Annotated in this window: 1 protein-coding gene; it reads right to left on the bottom strand. The window is 71.1% G+C overall.

The annotated features are described in order from the left end of the window. Positions 1-273, bottom strand: a 273-nt coding sequence (locus ACXAHG_RS23605) for a calcium-binding protein (protein ID WP_475061272.1), incomplete at both ends; no start/stop codon positions are given.

Here is a 273-nt window from a genome sequence, read left to right on the forward strand (position 1 = left end):
GTCGTTGCCGCCGCCGCCCTTCAGCGTATCCTCGCCATGGCCGCCGTCCAGCACGTCATTGCCGCCGCCGCCCAGCAGCGTGTCGTTGCCGTAGCTGCCCTGCAGCACATCGGCGCCGCCGCGGCCGCTGATCTTGTCATTGCCGCCGCCCGCGTCGATGCCGTCATCGCCGCCGGTGCCGCGCACCGTGTTGTCGCCGCCGTTGCGGGTGATCATGCCGAGGCTGCGGTCCAGGTGGCCGTGGTGGCTGACGCCGTAATCCGCCAGAATGTC

The sequence above is a fragment of the Leisingera sp. ABD4_442 genome (assembly GCF_056160905.1).